Below are 19922 nucleotides of genomic sequence, written 5' to 3'. Positions count from 1 at the left end.
TATGTCTCTCCGGGTGAGTAAGTGATCGCTTTCATTACATCGGCGGTCTGGCGCGGTACAAAATCATGGCAAACACCGGCGCACCGACCAGCGCGGTGACCACGCCGATGGGCAGGCTCTGGCTGGGCAGGATCACGCGCGAGACGATATCGGCCAGCACCATGAAAATCGCCCCGATCAAAAGCGAGGCCGGCAACAGCCGCACATGCGCGGTGCCGACAATAAAGCGCGCAGCGTGAGGGATAACCAGCCCGACAAAGCCGATCGCGCCGACCATGCTGACCATGGTTGCAGTCATCAGCGCCGTGACGGCAAACAGGATCAAACGCACCGCGCCGACCGGAATGCCCAACGCTGCGGCGGCGTCCTGACCGAAGGTAAAGGCGTCCAGCGCCCGGGCAAACAGCAGACAGATCAAAAACCCTGGAATGACCACGGCCAGTGCCAGGGTGACATCCGGCCAGCGCACGCCGCCCAGATTGCCCAGCAGCCAGAACATGATGCCGCGCACCTGCTCGGCGCTCGCCGAGGTGCTGATTACCCAGGCGGTGAGCGCGTTAAAAAGCTGCGAGCCGGCAACGCCTGCCAGAATGATGCGGTTGGGGCCGGTTGAGGCGCCCCGTGACAGCGCCAGCACCACGGCAAAGGCGCCCAGCGCGCCCAGAAAGGCCCCCAGCGACAGGCCGATCACGCCACCGCCCATGCCCAGCACCATGATGCACACCGCTCCGGTCGAGGCGCCTGCCGAGATGCCCAGCACGTAGGGCTCGGCCAGCGGATTGCGCAACAGCGCCTGCAAAATGGCGCCGCACAGCGCCAACCCTGCGCCGCAGCAGGCCGCGACCAGTGCCCGGCTCAGGCGATACTCGCGGATGATGCTTTCATGAATGCGGTCAAGTGGGTACTCACTAACGCCCAATGCGTTGCTCAGCGCCTTGAAGGTCGTGGACAGCGGAATATGAATCTCGCCGATCGACACCGCCAGCGCCATCGCCAGCACCAGCGCCGCCAGGGCCAGCACGATCAGCCCCAGATGCAGGCCCTGACGGTGTCGGGTGCCGGACGCCGTCAGGCTCATGGGCCTTCGTTCGAGGCGGGCTCGGCGGTCAGGCCCAGGCCACTCAGGCCACTGGCCACGACCTCCAGCCCCTCGACGGTGCGCAGGGTCGGGTTCATCGCCTGGGCATCGAGCACGATAAACCGGTGATGCTTCACGGCGCTCATCTCGCGGGTGACCGGGTCGTTTTCCAGAAAGTCGATCTTTTGATGGATGTCGTCGGCCGGGAAATTGCGTCGCGCCATCTGCCCCAGCACGATCACATCCGGGTCAGCGGCGGCGATGCGCTCCCAACTCACGGCCGGCCACTCCTCGTCGCTTTCAATGATGTTGTGCGCGCCGAGTTTTTTCATGATGTAGCCCGGTGCGCCGAGCTGCCCGGCCACCCAGGCCTCCCCCGAAAGCTCGGCGCTGGAAAACCACCACACCATGGAAAGGTTATCCGGGGTGCCGGCACCGGCCGCCACGGCGTCACGTTCGCGCTGCATTAGCGTGCTCACCAGCTCGGTGCCGCGCTCGGGGACGTTGAAAATCTCGGCCAACTCTTCGATTTCGCGGTGGATCAGCGTCATGTCAAAGGCCTGTGTGCGGGCGCCATCACTGTTGGCCTCCCCGCCATAGACTCGCCCCACGCAATCGGTCGGGGAGAGATAGGTGGGCACGCCGAGCGCGGCAAACTGCTCGCGGCGAGCCACGCGCCCTTGGGGGCCGACATCGGTTTCAAACTGCGCCGCCACCAGGTCGGGATTTTGCCCCAGCACGCTCTCAAAACCCGGCACGCCGCTTGAAAGACGCGGGACGTGATCGTTGGCGGCGCTGAGTGGCGCCGGCACGTCACCGATCCAGACCGCACTGGCGGCCATGCGATCGGCAAGCCCCAGTGAGAGCAGAATCTCGGTAGTGTTCTGGCCGATGCTGACCGCGCGCTGCGGCGGGGCGTCAACGGTGACCCGGGTGCCGCAGTTGTCCAGTGTGATCGGGTAGGGGGCAGCGGTGTCGGCGGCCTGCGCCCTGAAAACGGGCGCCATGAAAAGAAGCAGCAAGGCAGCAGGGCGCAGAAGGGCAGAAGGCATCGAAGAGTCCGGTGAGCAGGCAGTGGATCAGGACGTGAACATACCCGACGCACCGGATCGACAAAAGCGAGCCGAATTCAGTCGGGTATGTCGCGTCATTCATGCAGGCGGTCAGGCCCTGTTGTTTAGAACATGAGGCTCAGGTCCGGGCGCGCTCCTGGCGCAGTGACAGTACCAGCATCCAGAGCGTGACCGCCGAGCAGGCCGCCATCGCCAGTACCACGGCGGTAACCGACATCGGCAGGCGCGAGGAGAGCGCGCTGACCACACCGGCAATGCCGAACTGCGACGCCCCCAATAGCGCCGCGGCCGTGCCGCTGTTGACGCCGAAGTATTCGATAAACGAGGCCTGAATGTTGGGCGCGATCGCCCCGACCATGCCGATGCTGACCATCATCGCCGGCAAAAACACATAAAGCCCCGCATCGAAGACGCTGGCCAGCAGCAAAACGCCAATGGCGCCGGCCTGAATGCAGGTCGCCCCGCGCAGAATGCGCCGTGAGCCGAAGCGCTCCAGCAGCGAGCGGTTGGTCAGATTCGCGATCAGCATGACGATAACGTTGGCGCCGAACAGCAGCCCGAAGGTGTGCTCATTGGCACCGAAATGCGTCTGATAGACAAAGGAGGCGTGGGTGACAAAGATCATCAGCACCGAAAACGACGCCGCCTGCCAGAACAGAAAGGGTAGCGCCTGGCGGGTGGCCAGCACCTGGGCGTAGCGCTTGAATATACTGACCTTCGGCCCCGGCGGGGCACTCGGCGCGGCCTTGCCGGTGTCCTTGAACGCGACCATTTTCAACAGCGGAATGACCAGCAGGGCATAAAGTGCCAAAAACAAAAAGATGAACGGCCAGCCGCCCAGACTCAGCAGCACGCCACCTACGGTCGGGGCGATGCCGGGGGCCACCACCATGATCAGCCCGATCAGGCTGAAAAGCCGCGCCGCTTCCACGCCCTGAACGCGGTCGCGCACCAGTGCCGGCACCGACACCAGCGTCCAGCCGGCGCCAAAGGCCTGCAGGGCACGAAAGGCCAGCACGCTGTCGAGCTGCTCGCTTTGCCAGATCAAAAGGCTTGCCACGCTATACAGGATCAGCCCCGAAAACATGATCTTCTGACGCCCGAACTGATCCGACAGCGGCCCGCCGATGAGCTGGCCGATCGACATCGTGAAGATATAGATCGACACGCTCAGCGAGACATCGCTGATGGACACGCCCAGAGACTCGGCCATGGCAGGAAAGGCGGGCAGATAGGCGTCAAGCGAGAAGGGGCCGATGGCGGCCGTCAGCGCCAGCACCACGGCCAGCGAGAAATGAGAAGGGGTTCTGGATGCCATGAAGCGTTTGCGCCTGAAGTCGATCGAGGAAGTGAAGCCGCTATTATGGCGAAGTGAGATGCATTATCAACGAGCGTCTCCCCGGCCGCCCACGCAACGGGACGGCCGGACGAGCGGGCAGGGCCTGTCGATTACGCACTTCCGGTCGCAGGCGCCGACGTCAGGGCCTGACAGGCCTGGGCAATACGCTCACAGGCTTCGCCCAGGCGCTCGGTGGCGGCGGCAAAGGAGACGCGAAACCAGGGTGCCAGGCCAAAGGCCGTGCCCGGCACCACGGCCACGTGCGCCGTCTCGAGCAGAAACCGCGCCACGTCGACATCTCGCTCAAGCACCTCGCCGTCCGGCGTCTGGCGACCGATCAGCCCCTGACAGCTGATAAAGAGATAAAACGCGCCTTCGGGGGCGCGACACGACAGCCCGTCGATGGCATTGAAGGCGGCCGTGCACATATCGCGACGCTGGCGGAAAATCTCGAGATGCTCATCGAGAAAGTCCTTGGAGCCGTTAAGCGCCTCCACGGCCGCGGCCTGAGAGATGGCGCTGGGGTTGGTGGTCATCTGGCCCTGCAGCGTCGCCATGGCGCGGATCAGATCCTTCGGGCCGCCGCCAAAGCCGATGCGCCAGCCGGTCATGGCGTAGCCCTTGGAGACGCCGTTGACGGTGAGGGTGCGCTCGTAAAGCTCCGGCACGACGGCGGCCAGGGTGGTAAAGGCCCAGCCGTCGTAGGTCAGGTACTCGTAGATGTCGTCGCTGATCACGAACACGTGGGGGTGGCGCTTTAACACCTCGCCCAGCGCGACAAGCTCATCGCGATGATAGCCGGCACCGGTCGGGTTGGCCGGCGAGTTGAGAATCAGGCACTTCGTCTGTGGGGTAATCGCCGCCTCGAGCTGCTCGGGGCTGATTTTGAAGTCCTGTGTCTCACCGCACTCGACGCAGACCGGCATGCCGCCGGCCAGGCGCACCATGTCCGGGTAGGAGACCCAGTACGGTGCGGGGATGATGACCTCGTCGTCGGGGTCGATCAGGGCAAACAGGGCGTTGAAGATGACCTGTTTGCCGCCGGTGCCCACCGAGATCTGATCGGTTGAGTAGCGCAGGTTGTTGTCGCGCTCGAACTTGGCCGCGACCGCCTGCTTGAGCTCGGGGGTGCCATCGACATCGGTATAGCGGGTGTGGCCATCGTCGATGGCACGCTTGCCGGCCTGCGCGATGTGGGTGGGTGTGTCGAAATCCGGCTCGCCCTGCGACAGGGTAATGACATCCAGGCCTTCGCGACGCATCTCGGCGGCGCGGCGTGAAATGTCGATCGAGGCGGAAGGCTTTATCGTGCTCAGGCGGCGGGCAAGCGTGGTCATGGTCAACGTTCCGGTCATCAGGGGTCGAGTCCCAGAGTAGCGGCTTTGACCGCGGGCGACCACGCATACGCCGCCCGGGCGCGGCTCAGGTCGGCGGCTGGCGGATCAGCTGACGCAGCAGGCGCATCATGGCGGCAACGCCCGGGGGCAGCTGCTGGCGGCGCAGGCTGACCAGTCCATAGGGCTGCACGCTCAGCCGCGTGGACGAGGCGATGATGCGAAAGCGCTGCGGGTCGCACAAAAGCTCGGCCACGCCCCGGGTCGCCACGGTCAGAAACGAGGAGGCGTTGACCAGTGCCAGCGAGGTGGTCAGATCCGAGGTGTCCACGATCCAGTGAGGCGGTTCAAGCCCGCGATGGCGCAGCAGATCATCAACACGCTGGCGCATCAGGGTGCCGGGCGGCTGCAACGCCCAGGGGTAGTCGACCATGGCGGCCAGATCCGGCACCGGCTGCTCGGCCAGCGGGTGGTTCCGGCTGCAGATGAAACAGATTTCCTCCTCGCCGATCTCCTCGAACACGAAGTGCTCGCCGGAAAAACCGGCCGGAATGCGAGAGATCACAAAATTGTAATGACCGTCCATCAGTCCGGATATCAGCGCCCGGCTGACATCGACGTGCACATTGATGCGAAGTCCGGGGCGCTCGCCGTGCATCTGCTCTATGGCGCGTGTGAGCAGTGCCACGGCCGGCTCCATCACCGTGCCGACCCGGACCAGCCCGGCGTGTCCTGCCTGAATGGCGTTGAATTCCTCACCGGCGCGCTCAAGCTCATCGATGATGGTGCGGGCGCGACGAATCATCAGCTCGCCATACAGATTGGGCGAGAGCCCACGGCCGTGGCGTTCGAACAGCGTGGTGCCCAGACGCTCCTCGAGTTCAATCAAAAGCCTCGAGGCCGCCGGCTGGCTGATGCCCAGCACTTCGGCGCTGCGATGCAGGTTGCCCTGCTCACCCAGGGCCACAAACAGCTGCAGATGACGCAACTTTAGTCGTGATCGGAAAAACCAGTCTTCTGGCAGAGTCCCCATGACGTGCGGCTCGTTATCGGTGTGATATCAAAATGGTCATCACTTTGCGGCGTGACCGGCATTGGTCGGGTATTGCCCGGGGACGATATCGTCTGCGGTATTGGACTTACAGCGATGTAAGGCATTTTGCGACCAATGGCGCATCGGCCCGCCCGGGCGTCATGGTCTGACCCGGAGCCGGTTATGCCCAGCACGCCTGAAGCTGCGTTATCCACACCCCTTTTGCTTTTGATCTCGGCGATGGCGATTGCCATTTTGCTGGTGCTGATCATTCGCGTGCGCCTGCACCCTTTCTTCTCTCTGGTCATCGTCAGTATCGGCACGGCGCTGGCCACCGGTATCGGCGTGGGCGATCTGATCGAGACCCTGACCGGCGGCTTTGGCCGAACGCTGGGCAACGTGGCCATGCTGATCGGCTTTGGCGCCGTGCTCGGGCGGATCGTTGCCGTCTCCGGCGGTGCGCGAGTGCTCTCCGACACCCTGATTCGCATCTGCGGGCGCGAGCGCGCGCCGCTGGGGCTGTCGATTGCGGCACTGCTGTTCTGCTTTCCGATCTTTCTTGATGCGGCCTATGTGGTGATGCTGCCGATCATCTTTGCCGTCGCCCGCGAGCTCAAGGGCTCGCTTTTGCTCTACGGGCTGCCGGTGGCGGGCTCGGCGCTGGTCATGCACGCCCTGATGCCGCCTCATCCGGGGCCGGTGGCTGCGGCGGTCTTCCTGGAAGCCGATATCGGTCTGGTGCTGTTCGTCGGGCTGCTGGTCGGTCTGCCCACCTGGTATGTGATGGGCTATCGCCTGGCCGTGGCCCTGGCCAACAAGACGCCGTTTCAGTCGGTGCCTGATGTGATGGGCGGTGAGGAAGACGACGGCGGCCCGCGGCCGAGCTTTGGCACCGTGCTGCTGGTGCTTTTGCTGCCGCTGGTGCTGATTTTCATGAACACCGGCATCTCGACGCTGATCTCGGCCGGCACTCTGCCCGATGACAACGCGCTGCTTGATGCCTTCGTCGTCATCGGCGAGACCCCGATCGCGCTGTTGATCAGCACCTGCGTGGCGATGTGGCTGTTGATCTTTCGCCGTGGCCTCAAGGAACCCATGGAGGCCGTCAACGACATCATCGAGAAAGCGCTGGCGCCGGTGTGCACCATCATCCTGATTACCGGTGCCGGCGGCATGTTCGGCGGGGTGCTCACCGCCAGCGGCATCGGCAACGCCCTGGCGGAAAGCCTGGATGCGATCGGCATGCCGCTGATCCTGGCCGGCTATCTCATCGCCTCGGTCATTCGTATCGCCCAGGGCTCGGCCACCGTGGCCGGCACCACGGCCGCCGGCATCATGGCGCCTGCCGTGCTGGCCGAGCCGGCGCTGGCCGGCATGCCGGCGGCGTGCATCACGATCGCCATCGTGGCCGGTGCCATCGGCTATTCCCACGTCAACGATTCGGGCTTCTGGCTGGTCGGCCGGTTTCTGCAGGTCGAGACCCGCACCATGCTGCGCACCTGGAGTGTGATGTCGACCGGGATTTCCCTGATGGCCTTTGGTCTGGTCTGGGCGCTGTTTGCCCTGGTGACATAAGGGCCCTGTCAGCGGGCCCGCCGGCCATGCCCCGGGCCCTGATGAACGTTTTCTGCAAGCCCCTCAAAAGGAGATGTACCCATGCCTTATACCGCTGATGACTGGCCGATCACGGCCGCCCTGCTGCAGTTTTCCGGCGTTGATGCCCAGGGGCGCGCCGTCAACGAGGCCGACGCCTCGCACTGGCAAAGCGTGTTCGAGGAAGTTCGCGATGCCGGTTTTGATAACGCCGATCTGTTCGACAGCTGGATCAAGCCCGGCGATCTTTCCGGTGATCGGCTGGAAGCGCTCAGTGGCGCGGCGAAGAAGGTGGGTATCGGGTTGCCGTCGGTCTCGGCGATTCGTCGCAGCGTGATCGACGCCGAGCATGGCGAGGACAATCTGGCCTACAGCCACCGCACGCTGGAAGCCGCCGCGGCGCTGGGCTGCCGGGTGGTCTCCTTCGGCCTGCACCAGGCCCTGACCCCGGAGCAGCAAAAGCAGCTGTGGTTCTGGACCGTGGAAGGCCACAAGGACCCGAAGGCCGATCGCGACATGTGGAATCTGGCCGTGAAGCGTCTGCAGGAGCTGGGCCGCCACGCCGACGAGCTGGGCCTTTTGATGTCGCTTGAGATGTATGAAGACACCTATCTGGGCACGGCGGATTCATCCGTGGCGCTGGTCAAGGATATCGGTCTGGACAACGTCGGCATCAATCCGGACGTGGGCAACCTGATCCGTCTGCACCGCCCGATCGAGCCCTGGCTCGAGATCATGGAAAAGACCATGCCGTATGCCAACTACTGGCACGTCAAAAACTATATCCGCGACGAGGACGTGGCACGCGATTACTACGTGGCCATGCCCGCGCCGCTGGAATCGGGTCTGATCAGCTATCGCAAGGCGTTCGAGATTGCACTGGCCAACGGCTTTCAGGGGATCATCTGCACCGAGCACTACGGCGGCGATGGCCTGAGCGTGTCCAGCAGCAACCAGCGTTACCTGCGCGAGAAGATCCTGCCGCGCACATCGGACTATGCCCTCGGTACAAGCCAGGTTCGCCAGGGCTGAGGGCCCATGACTACAGGGAGTGAAGGTTCATGACACGCAAGATTGCCATTGTCGGTTCGGGGTACATGGGCGGCGGTATCGCCCAGGTCATGGCGCTGGCCGGTGCCGAGGTATTGATCAGCGACGTCTCGCTTGAGGTCACCCAGGCCAATCGCGAACGGCTGATCGAGGAAACCCGCAAATTCGTCGCCGACGGCCTGTTCCCGAGTGACGCCGTCGAGCGCATCGAACGTCAGGTGAAGGTCGCAGAATCCATCGAGGACGCGGTGCGCGATGCCGACTTCATCGAAGAGGCGGTGCCGGAAAAGATCGACATCAAGCACGAGATCTTTCGTCGCGTCAGCGCCGCGGCGCGCCCCGATGCGATCATCGCCACCAACACCTCGACCATCTCGATTGCCAAACTGTCCGAGGCCGTGACGCATCCGGAGCGGTTTCTGGGCGTGCACTTCTCCAACCCGTCGCCGTTCGTGCCGGGCGTGGAGATCATCCCGCATGAAGGCACGGCCTCCGATATCGTCGAGAAGGCCTGCGCCATCGTCCACGAGACCGGCAAGGAGACGGCCACGGTCAAGGACGTGACCGGCTTTGTGCTCAACCGGTTGCAGTACGCGCTCTTTCACGAGGCGACCCAGCTGCTGGAAGAGGGCGTGGCCAGCGCCGAGGACATCGATACCCTGGTGCGTACGACGTTTGGCTTCCGGCTGCCGTTTTTCGGCCCGTTCGCGATCGCCGACATGGCGGGACTGGATGTCTACAACTTCTGCTATCAGTCGCTGCAGACCGACTTCCCCGAGCGCTTTGCCACCCCCGAGGCGCTCAGCTCGCTGATCGATCAGGGCAAGATGGGCACCAAAAGCGGCGGCGGCTTTACCGACGTGCCGGCCGAGCGTATTCCGGATCTGATCGCCTGGCGCAACCGGGCCTACGTGAAGCTCTCGGAGCTGATGAAGGAGCTCGGGCCGCCGCCGATGAAATAATCCGGCTGACGGCTGTTTTTGAAAGCGCCCGCTCGGGTTACCGAGCGGGCGCTTTTTTATGTCTGAAGGCGCGCGCCGAAAAGGTAGAGTGGCCGTCGTGGCTGCGCCAGGCTCTGGTCATTGCCTATTCATCCAAGGGAGAAAGCCCATCATGGCATCACGACGCGATTTTCTGGCCCTGAGTGCGGTGGCCGCAGCGGCCGGCGTGGCCGCGCCCCGTCTCATGGCAGCGCAAAAAAAGGGTGGCGACAGCGATCAGGCGCGCCGCGACGAGGCATTGCCGAACAATCCGCCGCTGGCCATGGATCTCTTTCCCCCCGAGCACAAGTACGGCGTGGGCGGGACGCAGCTGGGCAACATGTACCGGGTGACCTCCGAAGAAGAGGCCACGGGGATGCTGGCGGCGGCCTGGGAAGGCGGCGCGCGCCATTTTGACACTTCCCCCTGGTACGGTCTTGGGCTCTCGGAGCGGCGCCTGGGCCGGTTTTTGTTTGACAAGGACCCGAGCGAGTATCTGCTTTCGACCAAGGTGGGGCGGCTTCTGATCCCGGATGCCTCGACCAAAAACGCCGGCAACTGGCAGGGCAATCTGCGCACGAACTACCGCTATGACTACTCCGCCGATGGCGTGCGCCGCTCCATCGAGGACAGCCTGCAGCGCATGGGCGTGTCCAAGATCGACCTGGTATATATCCATGATCTGTCGCCGGACAACAAGGACATGGGGTCGCAGTGGCAGGAGTATTTCGAGACCGCCCGCAAGGGGGCCATTCCCGAGCTTGAACGCCTGCGTGATGAGGGCATCATTGGCGGCTGGGGCATGGGCGTCAACGAGATCGAGCCGAGTCTGGCCGCGCTGGATGCCGGCACCCCTGATGTCATTTTGCAGGCCACGCAGTACACCCTGCTCAACCACCGCGACGCGCTGGACCGGCTGTTCCCGGTCTGTCGTGAGCGCGACGTGTCGCTGGTGATCGGCGCGCCGCTGGGCTCGGGTTTTCTGGCCGGCAGCAACCACTGGATGTATAGCACCGACATTCCCGACGGTTTTACAGAGCAGCGCGATCGCATCAGCGCCATTGCCCGCGAGCACGGCACCGACCTGCGCACCGCGGCGCTGCAGTTCTCTGCTGCTCCTGATGTAGTGGGTGCCACTATCCCCGGTGCGCGCACCGCCGAGCACGCCCGCCAGAATCAGGCCTCGATGACCGTCGATATTCCGGCGGATTTCTGGGACGCGCTGAAATCACAAGGGCTGATCGAAGAAGACGCGCCCGTGCCGGGCTGATGTCTTGACCTGCCGGCCTGTCAGATCGGGTCGGCAGGCTGCATCAGGCTGATTCGACGTGCGGCTTCGACGACCTGCTGACCCCACTGCGCCAGCCTTGCCGGATCATAGCGCGATTGAGGCATGGAGATGCACAGGCTGCCTACGGGACGGTTGTCGGCATCCATGATGGCAGCACCGATGGCGCAGATGGCTGGCCGGTAGTTCGACATGTTCAGCGAGTAGCCGCGCTGGCGAATGGCCCCGAGCTCCTCGTGCAGCGTGTCGGCCCGGGTAATGGTCTGTTCGGTAAAGGCGGGCAGGCCTCGGGCGATGATGTCGTCGACTTCCTGATCACTCAACCACGCCATGATCGCCATGCCGTTGGCGGTGGCGTGAAAGGGGGCGGCATCGCCCAGCGGGCTGAAGGTGCGCACGTTTTGCTGGCAGTCGGCGCGGTCGATCAGTACCACGCTGTTGAGCCCGTCAGGGATCGACAGGTGGACGGTCTCATTGGTGGCATCGCGCAGTTCACGCATGGGCTCGCGAGCCGCTGCATAGAGCCTGCCCCCGTTGAGTTCGGGCGGGCGCACGCCCAGTATCCGCGCCCCTACCTCCCAGCGGGTCATATCGCCACGACGCTGGCGCAGCCAGCCCGCCTCGTGAAAGGTCAGCAGCACTCGCTGCACCGTTGATTTGGGCAGTGACAGTCGTTTGGCCAGCTCACCCACGCTGACCGGCTGGTGTTCGGCGACCGCCTCCAGTATTTCCAGACTTTTCAAAAGACTCTTCATTGGCGGCTCATGTCTCGGTGCAGAGCCACAGTGTATCGGCTTGCCCTTCGTTCGTCCCACCCCGACTCGCACATGCAAAAGGAGTTGCCAGCAGCGGGTTCGGGCGTGTAGCGTTTATATATGGCACGGCGTTCCATAATATGGCACGGCGTGAGGCGCGCTTTCCCCACTCGTTGATCGAGGGGTATTCGGGAGCAGGAGATGGCACCAGCACAGTCCTTTCTGGCCGATGATTTTCGCGAGGCCCCCTACTGGTGGGAGGCGTGGCAGCCTCACGACAGTGAAACGAGGGATGTTTCACGTGAAACACACACGGCAATTGTCGGCGCCGGCTATGCAGGTCTTTGCTGCGCGCTCGAACTGGCACGCCATGGCGAAACGGTGACCGTGCTGGAGGCTGGTCTGCTGGGTGCCGGCGCCAGTACGCTCAGCGGTGGTCAGGTAACCGGCGGCGTCAACGTCGGCAAGAGCATGACGGGCAGGGCGGCGCTTGATCCGGCACGCGTCGAGGCAAGGCTCACGGAAGCCGCGGCCGGCTATCGGTTTCTGGAATCCCTGATCAAGCGAGAAGACATCGACTGCGACTACCGCCGCTCGGGCCGTCTGGCGCCGGCCTGGGCCCGGGCGCACCTCGAGAAATGGCAGGCCCGGATCGAACGACTCAACGCCCTGACCGACAGCGATGTGCAGGTGCTCTCACGCGAGGCGTTAAGAGAGGAGCTGGCCACCGACGCCTACGTGGGTGGGGTGTTGATCAACGGGGCCGGCCAGCTTCATCCGGCAAAGTACTACGCCGGGCTGCTCTCGGCCGCCCAAGCCGCTGGCGTTCGGCTGTGCAGTCAGACGCCGGTGACCGATATCACACGTGAAGGGGCGCACTACCGACTCACCACCCCACAGGGCCGGCTGGACGCGGCGCGCGTGATCATCGCGACCAACGGCTACACCGGGGCGCTGTCACCGGCGCTTCGCCGCGGCATCGTGCCGGTCACCTCCCATCAGATCGCTACGCAGATCCTGCCCGAGGCGTTGCAACATGCGCTGATTCCCGGAAAACGCAGCGTGGCTGATACAGGGCGCGTGACGACCTACTACCGCTATTCGCCGGACGGAAAGCGATTCCTGTTCGGCGGCCGGGCGCGCTTTTATCCGCTCAACCGGCGACAGAGTGCCCGCGTGCTGCATCAGCAGATGGTGGCGCGTTTTCCTCAGCTGCATGACGTAGGGGTGAGCTTCAGCTGGGGCGGGCGCGTGGCGGTCACGCTGGACGCGCTGCCCCATATCGGCCGGACGGCGTCGGAATGCTATTACGCCCTGGGCTGCAATGGCAGCGGTATTACGACCATGAGCTGGCTGGGCCATCGTCTTGCCCGGCATCTTATCGAGGGGGAACCGCTCGAAAACAGTGCCTTTGGCACGCCGCTGCCCGGGCATCCGCTCTATCACGGCAGGCCATGGTTCATGCCGGTGCTGGGCAGCTACTACCAGTGGCGTGACCGTCTCGATCGACGCCAGGAGGAGCGCACACGCCGGCCGTGACGCGGCGCCGCCAGACCCGTGGCACAGGCGGTGAGCGCTTTTCCAGCGATGCATCACTTAAAACAATGACCCACAAACGACAGGAGTACGCCGCCCATGGGCCTTCGCATTGGAGTGGATATTGGCGGGTCCTTTACGGATTTCGCCGTACTGGATGACGTCACCGGCGCGCTTGAAAGCCTCAAGGTCTTTTCCCGGCCCGACAGCCCCGGCAGTGAGGTCATCACCGGCATGGAGACATTGTCACGGCGCCATGGCATCGACCCGGCCGAGGTGGTGCACTTCACTCACGGCACGACCGTTGGGGTTAACGCCGTGGTCCAGCGTCGTGGCATTCGGCTGGGGCTGATCACCAATCGCCACTTCGAGGACGTACTCAATATCGCGCGTCTCAAGACGCCGGACATGTACCACCTGATGTCCGTGCGCCCGGCGCCCTTGATCGACCGGCACTGCACCTTTGGCATCGACGGGCGCCTCAACGCCCAGGGCGAGGAGATCGCGCCGCTGGATGAGAACGGCATCGCCGAGACCATTAAAGGGCTTGAGCGCACCGGCTGCGAGGGCGTGGTGATCTCGCTGTTGCATGCCTACCGCAACCCGATGCACGAGCACCGCGTGCGCGACCTGATCGAGGCGGCGATGCCGGGGTTTTTTGTCTCCTGCGCCAGCGATGTCTGGCCGACCATTCGCGAATACGAGCGCACCGTGACCGCCGTGATCGGCGGCTACGTTCAGCCCCGGGTTTCGCACTATCTGGGCTCGCTGCAAAAGGCCCTGATCGAGACTGGCGTGACGGCGCCGCTGCAGGTGACGAAATCCAACGGCGGCATCATGAGTGCCGAGCGGGGCAAGACCGACTGCGTGCAGATGATTCTGTCCGGCACGGCCTCGGGGGTGATTGGCGCGGCCTGGATGGCCAGGCTTTGCGGTATCGACAACGTGATGAGTCTGGACATCGGTGGCACCACTGCGGATGTGGCCCTGATCGTGGGCGGCGAGCCGCGCTACGCCACCGGTGAATATATCGGCGATTATCAGATTCATATTCCGTCGGTGTCGGTGACCTCGATCGGTGACGGCGGCGGCTCGATTGCCAGTGTCGACACGCTCGGCGTGCTCAAGGTCGGCCCCGAAAGTGCCGGCTCGACGCCCGGACCGGTGTGCTACGGGCGCGGCGGCACGGCGACCACCATCACCGATGCCTTTGCCGTCATGGGCATCCTGGGCCAGTCACCGCTTGGCTACGACACGGTCAACCTTGATATTGCCGCATCGCGCCGGGCGGTAGGGCAGCTGGCCGAGACGCTGGGCCAGCCGGTTGAGGCCACGGCCGAGGCCATCGTCAACGTGGCGATTTCGGGCATGTATGCCGGCATCAGCCGGCTGGTATCGCGCTTCGGGATCGACCCGCGCCAGTTTTCGCTGATGCCTTTTGGCGGGGCCGGGCCGATGCTGGCCTGCTATCTGGCGCGTACGCTACACATGCAGACCATTGCCGTGCCCATCACACCCGGCGTGCTCAGCGCCCTGGGCGGTCTGATCGCGGACACCCGCAACGACTTCGTGCGCATCACCTGGTATGACCTGACTCAGGCCACGCTCGAGCGGCTGGATCAGGACCGGGCAGCGCTGGAGCGCGAAGCACGCGAATGGATCATCGAGGAGGCCGGCGACGCCGACCCCGAGCTCACGCTCTCCGCCGAAATGCGCTACAAGGGCCAGTCGTTCGAGATTGAAACGCCCCTGGCCGTTGAGGATGTTCGCCACGCTCGGCTGTCGGCGCTGCGCGACGCCTTTCATCGCGAGCACGAGCGCCTTTATCACTATCGCGACGAAGGGGCCGACATCCAGGTGGTGTCGCTGCGCCTGATCGCCACCGTGCCCACTCCCAAGCCTGCTCTGAAAACCATCGAAACCGCTCGGGAACCGGCACGCCCTTGTGATCACGTGCAGGCCTGGATGGACGGCGCCCATCGTCGGGTGGCGCTGTATCGCCGGGCCGATCTGAGATCGGGGCACCGCTTTGAGGGGCCGGCTATCGTGGCCCAGGACGACACCACCACCAGCGTGCTGCCGGGCTTTTCCGTCAGCGTTGACAGCTGGGGCAATCTGCATCTGATCAATAACGCCGTAACGAACGGGGAGAACCGCGATGGCCTTTGACAACACCGTTGTGCAGATCTTTGCCAACTACTGTGTGGCAGCGGCCGAAAGCATGGCCTACACCCTGGTACGTACGGCGCACTCGACCTTTATCAAGGAAACCGAAGACTTCTCGTGTGCGCTGATCACACCCGAGGGTCTGGCCTTTGCTTCCCCGCGCACGCTGGGGGCGACCTGGTATATCGGGCTCGACTATGGACCGGTGCTGTCACGGATCGAGGACTATCGCCCCGGCGATATCGCCATGACCAACGACCCCTATAGTGGCAGCGTGGCCACCCACACTCCGGACATCGTGATGTGGAAGCCGGTCTTTTATCAGGGCACGCTGATCTGTTTTGTCGGCGGCCATATTCACAACACCGACATGGGCGGCGCTGTGCCGGCCTCGCTGTCGCGCACGCTCACCGAAATCGAGCAGGAGGGCATTCGCTTTCCACCGGTCAAAATCGTGCGCGAGGGTGTGCTCGACGAGTCGCTGCTCGACATCATGGCCGCCAACGTGCGCGTGCCAAAGCAGAACCGGGGCGATCTCATGGCCCAGATCGCGATGCTGCACAACGGCGAAAAGCGGGTGCTGGAGATCATCGAGCGCTTCGGGACGGCGGATTTTTGTACCGGCATGGATGCGCTGCTTGATTACGCTGAACGCCAGGCTCGCCAGGTGATCGCTACCGTCCCCGACGGAGACTATTTCTTCGCCGAATACGCCGACGAAGACAGCGTGGCGGGCAAGCCGATGCGGCTGGCGCTTAATCTGCAGATTCGCGGCGAGGAGGCCATTCTCGATTACACCGGCAGCGATCCGCAGCTGGCCTCCTCGCTCAATATGCCCACCGGCGGCATGGTGCGCCACGCTCTGTCGCTGGTGGGCTATCACTATGTGCTCTACACCCTGCAGGACGACATTTTGCTCAACGCCGGCCTGGACCGGCCGGTGCGCTGTGTCCTGCCCGAGGGCAGTGTGGTCAACGCCGTGGCGCCGGCGGCCGTGGGTATGCGAAGTCTGACCTGCAAGCTCACCCACGTTTTGACCTTCGGGGCCTTCTCCCGAGCAATTCCCGAGCGGCTGCCGGCCTGCGCCGCGGCCGGTCTTGCCATCATGAGCGTCAAGACCATGGACAGTGACGGGCGCACGCTGATGGCCTCGCTCGGCCCGGTCGGCGGCGGCGCCGGCGGCATGCCCTTTGGTGACGGCAGCGACGGTTCCGGGGCCAACGTGGCCTTTTTGCGCAATACGCCGGTCGAGATCAACGAGGCCGAAGTGCCCATCCTGATGCACCGCTACTGCCTGGTACCGGACTCCGGCGGGCCGGGTCGCTATCGCGGTGGGCTGGGGCTTTGCATGGAGTTTCAGGTGTTCTCCCCGGGTACCATGGTCACGGCGCGCAACCGCGACCGCACGCATTTCGCCTCCTGGGGGATTCTGGGCGGTCAGGCCGGTGCCACGGCGCGCTTTACCCGCAATCCGGAGGCCGACTATGCCGAGGCGCTCGGCAATACCGACATCGTGCATTGCCAGCCCGGTGACGTGATCCGGCTGGTGGGCTGTGGCGCCGGTGGCTACGGCGACCCGCTGGACCGGCTGCCGGAAGAGGTGCTCAGGGATGTGCGGTGTGGTTACGTCTCGCCCGAGCGAGCCCGAACCGACTACGGCGTGGTGCTCGATCATGATCGGGTCAGCGAGGAAAAGACGCAGGCGCTGCGCCGGTCAATGCGTGATCAGTCGCGCCTGCTGCCCGATGCGCCCTTCGCCTATGGCCCGTACCGCGATGCGTTCGAAACGCGCTGGACGCGCGAGCGCTACGCGGCGTTGACCGATATTCTGGCAAGCCTTCCGGTGGCGTGGCGCTTTTTCATCAAACACCAGCTTTTTGACGGTCTGGCGGCGCGTTACGACAAGGGGGAGGTGGTCGAGGGTGCCGCGGTGATTCATGAGCTGTTCGAACAGCTTATAAAACGCTATCCGGCCCTGTCACCGCAGCGTGATTCGGCGTAGACCCGCTCGGCACGATCGAGGCCGGATGCCTGTTATCCGGCCTCAACGATCAGCCCATCGCCTGAGTGATCAGACCAAAGCGCACCAGCGGCTCTTCATCAATGTCGGGGCCGCGGCGCATGCGCACGACCCGGTCCACGCAGGCAAGCCCTGCATCGATCAGCCACTGATCATCTTCCGGGTCGACCAGATCCAGCCGCACGAAGGCGCCTTCGGCGCGCGACAGCAGCGAGGCCATCAGCGCACGGGCCTGCTCTGGCGTTTCGGCCAGCACGGGGCCGATATGCTCGCCGCGCCCGAAGGGGCGGCGCAGGGCCACGCCGACCAGCCGGCCGTCGCGTTCGATAACGGCGCCCTCCGTGGCCTGATCCACGGCCTTGCGGTGGACTGGATTGTCGGGCGCCAGCGCCATGGCGGATTCAAGGTCCTCGTCGGTCATGGCGCGCAGCCCGTCGGTGTCCGGTACCTGTACGGCGGTCATGACGCTGCCCTGGTACTGGCAGACCGTGTTGCACGGCGCGAAGCCGAGTTTTTGATACAGCGGGGCGCCGGCCACGGTCGCTACCAGAAACTGGGTGCGATCCTCGGCCAGCGCCATCAGGCGAGTCATCATGGCGCGCCCCAGCCCCTTGCCCTGCCAGGCATCATCGATGATGACCAGTCCCAGCGTGGCCGCCCGGCCCTGCGGCAGACAAAATCCCGTGCCGATCAGTTCGCCGTCGGGGCCTTCCAGCGCCACGCCGTGGCCCAGTTCGAGCATCATGGCCCAGTCCTCGATGCGATGAGGCCAGCCCAGGCCCTGCGACAGTACGTGGGCCGGGGCCAGGTCGGTGTCGTGCAGCGGGCGCCAGTACAGATCGCTCAGGGCGTCGTTGGATGAAGGCAGCGAGGATAGTGAAGACATTACGGCAGGCTCCCGTTGAAGGTGTCAGCGTGTGGTGGCAGGACTGTCGCATGCACCCGGCGTGCGTGCCACATCGTTGAGGACCGGGCGGCGCAATTCGGCAGATCTGACCGAATGGGGGCGGCTTTGGCGCATCAACTGCGCCGGGCGCGATCACACTCGGCACCCCGTGCCGGGCCATTGGTCGTAGCATGAAGGGAGCGTCTCGCCCCAAGTATCGGGCGTGTTCCTTTCCTGCCCGAGAGAGCCTGTCATGTCCAGTTTCGACCCTGCCCGTATCACGATTCCCTGTGCCCACTTCCTGCATGGCCGTCAGGTGCGCGATGACGCGGCGCTTGAGGTACGTCGACCGGCCGATGGGCAGGCCTATGCCGGACTGCCGCTTGCCGATGCCGAGCGCGTCGATGAGGCGGTCATCAGCGCGCGTCAGGCCTTCAGGCGCGCCAGCTGGGCGCGATGTGCCCCGCGCGAGCGCGCTCGCATCATGCGCCGCTGGGCGGATCTGATCGAGGCCGATATCGACTATCTGGCCGCGCTCGAGGCGCTGGGCTCGACCCGGCCGATCGATCAGGCGCGCGCCTGGGATGTGCCCTATACCGCCGAGGGCATCCGCTTTTTTGCCGAATTTGCCGACAAGCACGGCGGCGAGGTGGCCGCCACCGCTCACGATAGCCTGGGGATGCAGATTGCCGAACCGCTCGGCGTGGTCGGGGCCATCGCGCCCTGGAACTTTCCCCTGAGCATGACCTGCTGGAAGGTGGCCCCGGCGCTGGCGGCGGGCAACACCGTGGTATTAAAGCCTTCCGAAATGACGCCGTTTACGGCGGTGCGGCTGGCCGAGCTTGCCATCGAGGCCGGCATGCCGCCGGGCGTTTTCAACGTGATTCAGGGCGATGGCCCCATCACCGGGGACGCGCTGTGTCGCCATCCCGACGTGGCGAAAATCACCTTTACCGGTTCCACGGTGACCGGTCGCACCATCATGGGCGCCTGCGCCGAAACCGGACCGAAACCGGTGACGCTGGAGCTGGGCGGCAAGAGTCCGCAGCTGGTCTTTGGCGATATTGCCGATATCGACCGCACCGCGACAACGCTTGCCGGGGCGATCACCGGCAACGCCGGCCAGGTCTGTGTGGCGGGCTCGCGCCTTTTGATCGAGCGCTCGCTGATGGCGCCCATGATCGAGCGGCTGAACGCGCAGTTCGATGGGCTGGCGCCGGGACTGACCTGGCAGACCGGCACGCGCTTTTCGCCCATCATCTCCGAGACCCAGGCCGGGCGCATCGAGTCGGTCGTTGCCCGCGCCATTGATGCCGGCGCCGAGCTGATCACCGGCGGGGCACGCTTTGAAACGAATGCCGGCGGCTGCTTTTATCGCCCCACGATCCTGCAGGTCGACAAAAGCGATAATCCGGCCGTTCATGAGGAGATTTTCGGCCCGGTGCTCACCGTTCAGGCCTTTGACAGTGAAGAGGAGGCCCTGGCGCTGGCCGAACACGAGATGTACGGCCTGGCCGCCGGGGTGCACACGGCCGATCTCGGGCGCGCCCTGCGCGCGGTACGTCAACTCAGCGCCGGCACGGTCTGGGTCAATCGCTATGGACGCAGCAACGACTACATCCTGCCCACCGGCGGCTACAAGCGCTCCGGCATCGGGCGCGATCTGGGGCGGGCCGCCTTTGAGGCCAACCTGCATCACAAAAGCGTGCTGATCGACCTGAACCCCTGAGGCGAGGCGTCATCGTGACGTCGGAGGTTATGTCATAATCCGGCGCCTGAGTGAAGCATCCG

General features: G+C 64.5%; 15 protein-coding genes. 8 read left to right on the top strand and 7 right to left on the bottom strand.

Annotated elements, in window-relative coordinates:
* Positions 1 to 34 precede the first annotated feature (34 nt).
* The 5 genes from ACXMYO_RS13385 to ACXMYO_RS13365 all read right to left on the bottom strand — a co-directional run bounded on the left by ACXMYO_RS13385 (position 35) and on the right by ACXMYO_RS13365 (position 5857).
* Positions 35 to 1078 carry a FecCD family ABC transporter permease gene (locus ACXMYO_RS13385; protein ID WP_457809075.1) on the bottom strand — a complete coding sequence of 348 codons (1044 nt, stop codon included), beginning with the start codon at positions 1076 to 1078 and terminating at the stop codon, positions 35 to 37.
* Positions 1075 to 2130, bottom strand: coding sequence for an ABC transporter substrate-binding protein (locus ACXMYO_RS13380; RefSeq protein ID WP_457809074.1), 1056 nt, complete (start codon positions 2128 to 2130; stop codon positions 1075 to 1077). Before ACXMYO_RS13380 ends, ACXMYO_RS13385 begins: the two co-directional genes overlap by 4 nt.
* Before the next feature lie 139 nt (positions 2131 to 2269).
* The gene (locus tag ACXMYO_RS13375; RefSeq protein ID WP_438765266.1) at positions 2270 to 3469 is read right to left on the bottom strand and encodes a Bcr/CflA family efflux MFS transporter; all 1200 of its coding nucleotides are present in this window, start codon (positions 3467 to 3469) and stop codon (positions 2270 to 2272) included.
* A 131-nt stretch (positions 3470 to 3600) separates the two neighbouring features.
* Positions 3601 to 4827 carry a pyridoxal phosphate-dependent aminotransferase gene (locus ACXMYO_RS13370; RefSeq protein ID WP_457809073.1) on the bottom strand — a complete coding sequence of 409 codons (1227 nt, stop codon included), beginning with the start codon at positions 4825 to 4827 and terminating at the stop codon, positions 3601 to 3603.
* Between the two features lie 85 nt (positions 4828 to 4912).
* Complete coding sequence (locus ACXMYO_RS13365) at positions 4913 to 5857, bottom strand: LysR substrate-binding domain-containing protein (RefSeq protein WP_438765264.1); 945 nt, start codon at positions 5855 to 5857, stop codon at positions 4913 to 4915.
* 183 nt (positions 5858 to 6040) lie between these two features.
* On the opposite strand from ACXMYO_RS13365, the gene ACXMYO_RS13360 reads away from it, so the two are divergent.
* The 4 genes from ACXMYO_RS13360 to ACXMYO_RS13345 all read left to right on the top strand — a co-directional run bounded on the left by ACXMYO_RS13360 (position 6041) and on the right by ACXMYO_RS13345 (position 10750).
* On the top strand, positions 6041 to 7432 hold the full coding sequence (locus tag ACXMYO_RS13360) for a GntP family permease (protein WP_457809072.1): 1392 nt from the start codon (positions 6041 to 6043) through the stop codon (positions 7430 to 7432).
* A gap of 81 nt (positions 7433 to 7513) precedes the next feature.
* A complete protein-coding gene (locus tag ACXMYO_RS13355) occupies positions 7514 to 8482 on the top strand; it encodes a sugar phosphate isomerase/epimerase family protein (RefSeq protein ID WP_457809071.1) in 969 nt (322 codons plus the stop codon).
* 29 nt (positions 8483 to 8511) lie between these two features.
* Positions 8512 to 9462, top strand: coding sequence for a 3-hydroxyacyl-CoA dehydrogenase family protein (locus ACXMYO_RS13350; RefSeq protein WP_457809070.1), 951 nt, complete (start codon positions 8512 to 8514; stop codon positions 9460 to 9462).
* A 151-nt stretch (positions 9463 to 9613) separates the two neighbouring features.
* Positions 9614 to 10750, top strand: coding sequence for an aldo/keto reductase (locus ACXMYO_RS13345; protein WP_457809069.1), 1137 nt, complete (start codon positions 9614 to 9616; stop codon positions 10748 to 10750).
* A gap of 20 nt (positions 10751 to 10770) precedes the next feature.
* On the opposite strand, the gene ACXMYO_RS13340 is transcribed toward ACXMYO_RS13345, so the two are convergent.
* On the bottom strand, positions 10771 to 11523 hold the full coding sequence (locus ACXMYO_RS13340) for an IclR family transcriptional regulator (protein ID WP_457809068.1): 753 nt from the start codon (positions 11521 to 11523) through the stop codon (positions 10771 to 10773).
* Between the two features lie 201 nt (positions 11524 to 11724).
* Here ACXMYO_RS13340 and ACXMYO_RS13335 point away from each other — a divergent pair, with 201 nt between their 5' ends.
* The 3 genes from ACXMYO_RS13335 to ACXMYO_RS13325 all read left to right on the top strand — a co-directional run bounded on the left by ACXMYO_RS13335 (position 11725) and on the right by ACXMYO_RS13325 (position 17227).
* Positions 11725 to 13062: an NAD(P)/FAD-dependent oxidoreductase gene (locus tag ACXMYO_RS13335; RefSeq protein ID WP_457809067.1), complete on the top strand. Its 1338-nt coding sequence runs from the start codon at positions 11725 to 11727 to the stop codon at positions 13060 to 13062.
* Between the two features lie 96 nt (positions 13063 to 13158).
* Positions 13159 to 15228, top strand: coding sequence for a hydantoinase/oxoprolinase family protein (locus ACXMYO_RS13330; RefSeq protein WP_457809066.1), 2070 nt, complete (start codon positions 13159 to 13161; stop codon positions 15226 to 15228).
* A complete protein-coding gene (locus ACXMYO_RS13325; protein ID WP_457809065.1) occupies positions 15218 to 17227 on the top strand; it encodes a hydantoinase B/oxoprolinase family protein in 2010 nt (669 codons plus the stop codon). Before ACXMYO_RS13330 ends, ACXMYO_RS13325 begins: the two co-directional genes overlap by 11 nt.
* 49 nt (positions 17228 to 17276) lie before the next feature.
* On the opposite strand, the gene ACXMYO_RS13320 is transcribed toward ACXMYO_RS13325, so the two are convergent.
* Positions 17277 to 18131, bottom strand: coding sequence for a GNAT family N-acetyltransferase (locus tag ACXMYO_RS13320; protein ID WP_457809064.1), 855 nt, complete (start codon positions 18129 to 18131; stop codon positions 17277 to 17279).
* Between the two features lie 253 nt (positions 18132 to 18384).
* Between ACXMYO_RS13320 and ACXMYO_RS13315 the strand changes: the two genes are divergently transcribed.
* On the top strand, positions 18385 to 19860 hold the full coding sequence (locus tag ACXMYO_RS13315; protein WP_457809063.1) for an aldehyde dehydrogenase family protein: 1476 nt from the start codon (positions 18385 to 18387) through the stop codon (positions 19858 to 19860).
* The last annotated feature ends 62 nt before the right edge of the window (positions 19861 to 19922 follow it).

It is taken from the genome of Kushneria sp. EE4, assembly GCF_977968315.1.
This window is presented reverse-complemented; position numbering and strand designations above follow the sequence as displayed.

Excerpts from the sequence above, each read along its gene's own strand:
- ACXMYO_RS13355 (WP_457809071.1), top strand. The coding sequence starts at position 7,514 with ATGCCTTATACCGCTGATGACTGGCCGATCACGGCCGCCCTGCTGCAG.
- ACXMYO_RS13325 (WP_457809065.1), top strand. The coding sequence starts at position 15,218 with ATGGCCTTTGACAACACCGTTGTGCAGATCTTTGCCAACTACTGTGTG.
- ACXMYO_RS13380 (WP_457809074.1), bottom strand. The coding sequence starts at position 2,130 with ATGCCTTCTGCCCTTCTGCGCCCTGCTGCCTTGCTGCTTCTTTTCATG.
- ACXMYO_RS13370 (WP_457809073.1), bottom strand. The coding sequence starts at position 4,827 with ATGACCACGCTTGCCCGCCGCCTGAGCACGATAAAGCCTTCCGCCTCG.
- ACXMYO_RS13360 (WP_457809072.1), top strand. The coding sequence starts at position 6,041 with ATGCCCAGCACGCCTGAAGCTGCGTTATCCACACCCCTTTTGCTTTTG.
- ACXMYO_RS13330 (WP_457809066.1), top strand. The coding sequence starts at position 13,159 with ATGGGCCTTCGCATTGGAGTGGATATTGGCGGGTCCTTTACGGATTTC.
- ACXMYO_RS13345 (WP_457809069.1), top strand. The coding sequence starts at position 9,614 with ATGGCATCACGACGCGATTTTCTGGCCCTGAGTGCGGTGGCCGCAGCG.
- ACXMYO_RS13335 (WP_457809067.1), top strand. The coding sequence starts at position 11,725 with ATGGCACCAGCACAGTCCTTTCTGGCCGATGATTTTCGCGAGGCCCCC.
- ACXMYO_RS13365 (WP_438765264.1), bottom strand. The coding sequence starts at position 5,857 with ATGGGGACTCTGCCAGAAGACTGGTTTTTCCGATCACGACTAAAGTTG.
- ACXMYO_RS13385 (WP_457809075.1), bottom strand. The coding sequence starts at position 1,078 with ATGAGCCTGACGGCGTCCGGCACCCGACACCGTCAGGGCCTGCATCTG.
- ACXMYO_RS13350 (WP_457809070.1), top strand. The coding sequence starts at position 8,512 with ATGACACGCAAGATTGCCATTGTCGGTTCGGGGTACATGGGCGGCGGT.
- ACXMYO_RS13375 (WP_438765266.1), bottom strand. The coding sequence starts at position 3,469 with ATGGCATCCAGAACCCCTTCTCATTTCTCGCTGGCCGTGGTGCTGGCG.
- ACXMYO_RS13315 (WP_457809063.1), top strand. The coding sequence starts at position 18,385 with ATGTCCAGTTTCGACCCTGCCCGTATCACGATTCCCTGTGCCCACTTC.
- ACXMYO_RS13340 (WP_457809068.1), bottom strand. The coding sequence starts at position 11,523 with ATGAAGAGTCTTTTGAAAAGTCTGGAAATACTGGAGGCGGTCGCCGAA.
- ACXMYO_RS13320 (WP_457809064.1), bottom strand. The coding sequence starts at position 18,131 with ATGTCTTCACTATCCTCGCTGCCTTCATCCAACGACGCCCTGAGCGAT.